Source organism: Gordonia sp. i37 (assembly GCF_002043085.1).
Classification (GTDB): domain Bacteria; phylum Actinomycetota; class Actinomycetes; order Mycobacteriales; family Mycobacteriaceae; genus Gordonia; species Gordonia polyisoprenivorans.
This window is the reverse complement of sequence record NZ_MVPX01000595.1, coordinates 1-437: the sequence shown is the minus strand read 5'-3', so window position 1 is coordinate 437 and position 437 is coordinate 1. Positions and strand designations below refer to the sequence as shown.

General features: G+C 61.8%; 1 protein-coding gene. It reads right to left on the bottom strand.

What is annotated here, in order from left to right; translation table 11 throughout:
• Positions 1-437, bottom strand: a 437-nt coding sequence (locus B1964_RS28535; protein ID WP_172398997.1) for a transposase, incomplete at both ends; no start/stop codon positions are given.

Genomic DNA, 437 nt, shown 5'->3' with positions numbered 1-437 from the left:
CCTCGATCACCACCGCGGTCGACAGCCGTAGAAACGCCGCCGGGTTCGGGAAGATCTCCACGACATCAGCGCGGCGTTTAATTTCCTTGTTCAACCGTTCGATCGGGTTGTTCGACCAGATCTTTTGCCAGTGCGCCTTCGGGAACGCGGTGAACGCCAACACATCAGCTTTGGCTTCCCGCATCATCGCCGCCACTTTCGGGAACGACGCTTCCAGCGTGTCGGCCACCTGGTCCCACTGGGCGTGGATGTCGTCGGGTTCGGTGTGGGCGAAGATCGTCTTGACCGCCGCGGTCACCACCGGGGCCTGTTTCGCCGAGACCGCCCCGTGCAGGTTACGCATGAAATGCACCCGGCATCGCTGCCAAGTGACGTTGCTGAACTGCTGCGCCACAGCAGCTTTCAACCCTGCATGGGCATCGGAGGTGACCAACTGC